Here is a 3,504-nt window from a genome sequence, read left to right as displayed (position 1 = left end):
ACCGGGTCAACGGAAGAATCAGGGTTTGAGGCTTGTCGCCGACCCTGTCGCTAACTGGGTTGGTGTAGAAATTGACATGGATCCTCCTGCCCCCCTTGAGGTTGCTGGGGAGCTGCCTCTGAGAAGCGGAAGCAGGGGGCCAATGAGGGCAAGATGAGAGGCTAGGGAGCGACGACATAGCAATCTTGGGAGAGGCGCTCGTTGCCTCCCCACTTTGCCAGCTTGCTTCCGCCGCAGGCAGGTATGAAGACCGGGCTTGAGACCCGGTTTTTAGGTAAAACTCCCTGAGTAAAAGTTCTCAATAGAAACTACCAAAGTTACTGCAGGAGCTGGGATCCCAATTTGGGAAGCTTGAGAACCCTAAATGCCTGGGGACTTGCTGGGTGGGCTTTCTTCGGCTACTGCTTGCCTGCGTCGATCCCCGATGCCGCAATCACCACAGCATTCCGGTCGCTTGAAGTCGTCCCAATGGATGCAAGCCCGGCAGCCTTTCAGCATTTCCGGCCAGCGCTCCCGAATCAACAGTTGCCGCAGCCTGACTTCCCGTGATTCCTGAAAGGGGTTTTGGAATTGAACCATAGCTTTTGGGTTTCCCAGCTCTCTTAATCTGGTATAAAAGCAGATTTGAGTTTGGGATCGAGAAACATCAGTATAGCTTAAGGTTTGGGTGACCCAATCTTTTCTGCTGGTTCTAAGACAGCCGAGATAAATCAATCCACTTTTATCCATCACCTTAGGAAAAGATTTACCAAAAAATGTAAACAGTTTACACAAAACTTAGCCCATTTTTTCTCCGCTCAAAACAAAGGTGGGATCCAGTGCCAGCAGCATTTGAGTCCGACCGCGGTGTTCCAGGCGGTTCACCGCCGATTGAATCACCTCCACATGACGAGCTCGCACAGCGGCCAGGCCAGCGGAAAGGCCGTAGAGCTCATCCAAAGAGTTGGTCGTCGCCACGACCCGCCCGTTGGGGCTGAGATGGCTCCAGCAGGCTTCCAAGATCTCGCGTAGGGGGTGGCCTCCCTCAATGCAGATGCGATCCGGCGCTGGAGAAAGGTGTTGCAGACAATCGGGGGCAGTACCTTGAATCACCTGCACGTTGGCGAGGCCAAATTTCCGGCAATTGCTCTCGATCAGGCTGACCACCTCTGCATCTCGCTCGATGGCGATCACGCGAGCTTTGGGGCACAGAATGGCTGCTTCAATGGCAATGGTGCCTGTTCCGGCGCCGATATCCCATAGGCAGTGGTTCTCTCCCAGGCGCAACTGGCTCAGCACCAACACGCGCACCTCACGAGGGCTCATCGGGATCCCCGGGATGCGTTCAAAGGCAGAGTCCGGGATCCCTGGGGTGCGGTAGGGCCAAGAGAAGGCAGTTGACATGGGAAAGTAGCGTCGCAGAGGAAGTTTGCTTGCCATATCCCTCAGCATAGAGCGAATGCTCAACAGGCCATCTCCAACCTGATAGGGGTGCCGCTTCTCCCGCCCAATCATTGCCCAGATGGGCACCACAAACGCCCTCTGAGCTCAACGGAGTGGTTGGAGCAATTCCCAACCGGCAAAGCTGCAGTCCAAAACCAAAATGATCCTGCCCCCTTGAGGAATCGAGTTGGACACTAGGGAAGTTCTGGAGACAAGCGGGATCCCTTTTACCCAAGAGCTCATTTTGCGCCGGATGTAGCTGGTGCTGCCGGAAAAAGTTGTAGTTGGGGCAATGTTCAGTACAAGAGGATCTTAAGAACGTTTCCTTGAACTGGAGCCTATCAAACCATCCATCCAAAGAATAAGCTTTGCTCGCAGATACAGCCAAATCTCATCATTTGCCCGCAACAGGAATAGAACATATAGGCTCAATACGACGAAAACACACAGGTTCCCTAAAAAAGTGTAGGTTTGGATAATTTGATCGGTGCTCCAGCCAAAGTCGTAGTTTAGGCGGTTCATATCCCCCCTGGCATCTCCTTGGCCGCCCAACAAAGTTCCCCAGGGAACCTCGGCCAATCCCAGTCTGATGCTGTGCCATTCCCAAAAGCTTCTCCACAGGCTGCTGCTCGCGATCCCCAGCACGACAAATCGCAAAGAGTCCCATCGCCAACGATCTGGCAGGGGAAAATAAAAGCTGGCCATCAAAAAGGTGCTGAGATAAAACTCCCCTCCAACACCACCAAAGGTAATCAACAGATCCTGAGTGCGATTGGGCATCAGCCAGGTCATATAGAACTGGAATAGGGCAAGAAGAACGGCCAGCGCCTGTAGCCATCTCATCTGCTCCTGGCGGGCCGACCAGAACAGCAAAATCAGCAAAAAGAGGATTCCAAAATACACAAAGGGATCCCTCTGGGAGCTAACGCTTGTCCAGCCGATGGGCAGAGGCAAAGCCCGATACCCGCTCCACCAGGCGATGGTGGCATGGCCGAGCTCGTGAATCCAAATGTGCCAAGGCAAATGCAGCAACCGCAATAAGCCGATGTTGTTCACCATCAGGGCCACCGCAAACGCAGCCGGGTAAGCCCAAGCGTTCACCGACCAGTTGCCAAAAGAAAACCGATCCCAACGCCGCCGGGATCCCAGCTTTAGGCTCTGCCGCCAGAGCAAGCGTGAGCCGCGGAAAGCGCAAATCTCCACTTGATCCAGCCGTGGAATCCGCAGTTGCTTCAGGATCAGAAACAGTTGGGCGGCGGCAACTTGGGGGGAGAGCGCAGGCTGGTACAGGGATCCCAGCAGGTGGACGTGCAGGGTCTCGTCGGCAAAGTCTACTCGGGCACACCAGCGACGCCGCAGCAGCTCCATCCGCACAACCTGCACAATTGACTGGGCGTGTCCAGCTCGGGCCAGGGTTAGGAGATCCGGTGGTTTGGGCATCCCAAGATACCTCGCCGGAGAACAAGCAGGAAGAAGAAGGGGCGAGCCTCTACCCATCATCCCCCAGCCCTGCAGGCAAGAGCGGAATTGCGCTCCTTCCCAGGCTGCTCCGAGGGCAGGTTGGTATAGTTGAGGGCAGCAGGTGTGGGGAGTGGATGGAAGGTCATGCCTGAATTCGGCAAGCCGAGGTCAAGGCGGATATGGGGGGCGATGCTGCTGTTGAGCTTGGCGGGAGCAGGACTGTTTCCCCCTCCCTCTGTCCAGGCCCAGACGACCACAATCCCAGGGTTATCTCGCATCGACCGCTGGCACTACGACCCTCAGCAGGGGCGGCTGGAAGTCAATACACAGGGAGAGGTGCGGCCTTTCCTGTTTGTTCTGCAAAACCCCCCCAGAGTGGTGCTGGATTTTCCCAACACCCGCTTCGGACGGGAGCCCCAGACCCAGACCTTTGCAGGCCGTGTCGCCTCTGTGCAGATTAGCCAGCTTACGGATACCATCACCCGTTTTGTGCTCTATCTGCAGCCGGATCAGCCCCTCAGCCTTAACCACCTGCAACTGCTCACCGCCGGCCCCTCCCGCTGGGCCGTTCAATTCACCCAGGCCGCTCCCCCTTCGCCGCTGGTTCCCCCCTCATCTGCC

Annotated in this window: 4 protein-coding genes; 1 reads left to right on the top strand and 3 read right to left on the bottom strand. The window is 56.0% G+C overall.

Annotated elements, in window-relative coordinates; genetic code table 11:
• Window positions 1-360: 360 nt before the first annotated feature.
• From NW838_RS11100 to NW838_RS11090, 3 genes are all read right to left on the bottom strand, one after another.
• Window positions 361-579: a hypothetical protein gene (locus tag NW838_RS11100; protein ID WP_414384284.1), complete on the bottom strand. Its 219-nt coding sequence runs from the start codon at window positions 577-579 to the stop codon at window positions 361-363.
• Between the two features lie 198 nt (window positions 580-777).
• Entirely contained in the window at window positions 778-1,383 is a 606-nt protein-coding gene (gene cbiT / locus NW838_RS11095; RefSeq protein ID WP_414358065.1) for a precorrin-6Y C5,15-methyltransferase subunit CbiT, read from the bottom strand.
• A gap of 351 nt (window positions 1,384-1,734) precedes the next feature.
• Entirely contained in the window at window positions 1,735-2,862 is a 1,128-nt protein-coding gene (locus NW838_RS11090; RefSeq protein ID WP_414428050.1) for a hypothetical protein, read from the bottom strand.
• A 210-nt stretch (window positions 2,863-3,072) separates the two neighbouring features.
• Between NW838_RS11090 and NW838_RS11085 the strand changes: the two genes are divergently transcribed.
• Window positions 3,073-3,504: AMIN domain-containing protein (locus tag NW838_RS11085; protein WP_414428049.1), on the top strand; the 432-nt coding region annotated here is incomplete at its 3' end.

The organism is Synechococcus sp. R55.2, from assembly GCF_047462075.1.
Taxonomy (GTDB): Bacteria; Cyanobacteriota; Cyanobacteriia; order Thermostichales; family Thermostichaceae; genus Thermostichus.
Note: the sequence above shows the minus strand (reverse complement) of the source record. Positions and strands in the feature narration are given on the sequence as shown.

What these genes read in the sequence shown, in the direction of transcription:
- NW838_RS11100 (WP_414384284.1), bottom strand. Translation starts at nt 579, where the DNA reads ATGGTTCAATTCCAAAACCCCTTTCAGGAATCACGGGAAGTCAGGCTG.
- cbiT (WP_414358065.1), bottom strand. Translation starts at nt 1,383, where the DNA reads ATGTCAACTGCCTTCTCTTGGCCCTACCGCACCCCAGGGATCCCGGAC.
- NW838_RS11090 (WP_414428050.1), bottom strand. Translation starts at nt 2,862, where the DNA reads ATGCCCAAACCACCGGATCTCCTAACCCTGGCCCGAGCTGGACACGCC.